This window comes from Photorhabdus sp. CRCIA-P01 (assembly GCF_003545805.1).
Classification (GTDB): domain Bacteria; phylum Pseudomonadota; class Gammaproteobacteria; order Enterobacterales; family Enterobacteriaceae; genus Photorhabdus; species Photorhabdus antumapuensis.
On record NZ_NMQR01000127.1, the window covers coordinates 1 to 2,680 of the forward strand.

At 57.0% G+C, this 2,680-nt stretch carries 1 protein-coding gene; it reads left to right on the forward strand.

Annotated features, from left to right (window positions below; genetic code table 11):
* A partial coding sequence (locus tag D3222_RS24125; protein ID WP_118988313.1) for a two-partner secretion domain-containing protein occupies positions 1-2,680 on the forward strand: 2,680 nt, incomplete at both ends.

A 2,680-nucleotide genomic window follows, 5' to 3' on the forward strand; every position in this document is an offset into this window, starting at 1 on the left:
CCTCAACGGCTGGATTGAAGTGGCCGGGCATAAAGCCGAGGTGATTATTGCCAACCCGGCGGGTATCACCTGTAACGGTTGCGGGTTTATTAATGCGCATCGCACCACGCTCACCACCGGGCAAGCCCTGATGGAACGGGGCCGATTGAAAGGGTTTGATGTCAATCAGGGGGAAGTGCGCATTGACGGGCACGGCATGGACAGCACCCGGCAAAGTTACACCGATATTATCGCCCGCTCCGTGGCGATTAACGCCAAATTACATGCGCAAGACCTGAAAGTGACCACCGGGCGCAATATTGTGGATGTGGCGCATCAACAGATTGAGAAAAAATCCGCTGATGCCACTAAACCGCCGGTGTTTATGCTGGATGTGGCCGCTCTAGGCGGCATGTACGCCCATAAAATCATGCTGGAAGGCACCGAAGCGGGGGTGGGCGTCCATAATGCCGGTAATATCGGCGCCTCAGCCGGGGAAGTGCATATCACCGCCGATGGCTGGATTGAAAACCGTGGCACCCTCAGCAGCCGGGATACGTTGCAATTAACGTCGTCTGCCGATGTCACTAACGCGGGCAAATTGCTGTCACAATCGGCGATTAATTTACAAGCCAAAGGGGCGCTAGATAATCAGGGCCGGGTGGAAGCGCGGGGCGATACCACGGTCACCGCGAACACGATACACAGCCACCATGACAGTGTGTGGGCTGCGGGGCTGGATGATAAGGGCAACACCACCCGCCCCGGTTCATTGACCCTGACGGCGCAACACGTTCAGGCCAATGGCAAAAATTTGGCGACCGATACGCTGGCCGTCCACAGTCAACAGATTGACCTGAGCGACAGCCAGACCGCAGCTAGCCAGATTCAACTCACCGCCGGTCAATCGGGGATAAGTACTGCTCGCGCCACCGTCAACGCAAGCCGTTTGACTGCGAAAACGCCGGGCCAGTTTAACAACAACGGCGGCCAGTTAGTGGCACAGGAAATCCACCTCACGACGCCGGATATCTCTAACCTGAAAGGAAAAATTAACCAGACAGGGAGCGGTGAACTGACGCTCTATACCCGCACCCTGAATAACCGTGAAGGGACAGTGTTCAATCAAGGGAAACGGTTGATCCTCACCACAGACCAGCTCGACAACCATCAGGGCAACATTGCCAGTCAGGGCGAGGACCTGCATCTCACTGCGCGTCAGGCAGATAACACTCAGGGCACAGTGCAACTGGCGGGCAACGGGAAACTGTCACTCAACAGCCAGCGCTGGCTGGGTGATAAGGGCAAACTGCTGACTAATGGCGCCCTGACGATACACGCCGGTGAACTGCAACTGAATCAGGCTGAAACTCAGGCCGGGCAGATTACCGTCAATGCCGACACCCTGAGCCATCAAGGGGGTGTGATGCAACAACAGGGTAAAGACACGCTGTCCCTTACCACTCGGCTGCTGGATAACCAGCACGGCACCCTGGCCGGTAACGGTCACCTGAACATTCAGGCGACCACCGTCGATAATGGGCACGGCAACATCATTGCCGCTGAAAATGGCGCATTGACGTTGACCGCCAAAGAGACCTTAAATAACCGGGCGGGCAATTTAGCCGGCAACGGGGGGCTGGACATTCACAGCCGACAACTCACCAACCGCGAGGGGACCTTACAATCCGCCAATACCCTCCGTATCGACACCGGCGGCCAGTTACTGGATAACCAAAACGGCTTAATCATTAGTGAGGGCAAAACCACCATTACCAGCGGCCCGCTGGACAATCGCCACGGTCATCTGCAAGGCGGACAGTTGGTTATCGACACCCGACAGGCGCAGACGGATAACCGGGACGGCAAATTGTTGTCGGCCGGTACATTCAACCTGAAAACCCAGCGGCTCGATAATCGACACGGGCAGGTGCAAGCCGTGGGCGACACCACACTCAATGTCAAAACCCAAACCGATAACACCGGCGGCCTTATCCGTGGTGGTCAGCAATTGACCTTGAGCACCGCTCACCTGATTAACCGCGACACGGCACAGACGGATAAAGGACTGGAAGCGCAAAACCTGACGGTCAACGCCCAACAGGTGGACAACCGCCAGGGCGCTTTACGGGCGGCCGACCATCTGCAAGCGAACATCAGCCAGAGCTTGAATAATCTCCAGGGGCTGGTCTCTGCGGGCAAACAGCTCACTATCAACAGCGAGGCTCAGCAACCGCATCTGAGGATTAACAACCCACAGGGCACCCTGATTGCCGGGAAACAGGTGGATATTAACGCCGAGGCCCTCAGCGGTGACGGCCAACTGTTATCGCAGGGGGATATGGTCGTCACCTTAACCGAGGATTTTCACCATACCGGCAACACGGCGGCCAATGGCAATCTGACCCTGAAAACCACCGGCAATCTCTTCAATGACCGCCAGATAAAAGCCGGTCAGGCGCTGCATCTTGGTGCGCAAAATCTCACCAACAGCGCCGCCGGTGAAATCAGCGCCGGGCAAACGCAAATCCAGGTCCACGATACGCTGAACAATACCGGATTGATTGACGGCGGTCTGACCCATCTCACGGCCAACACCCTGAACAATACCGGCACCGGGCGCATTTACGGCGACCGGCTCGCCCTCCAGACGGGCACGCTGAATAACACCGCGCAGGACGGCAAAGCCGCCGTGATTGCC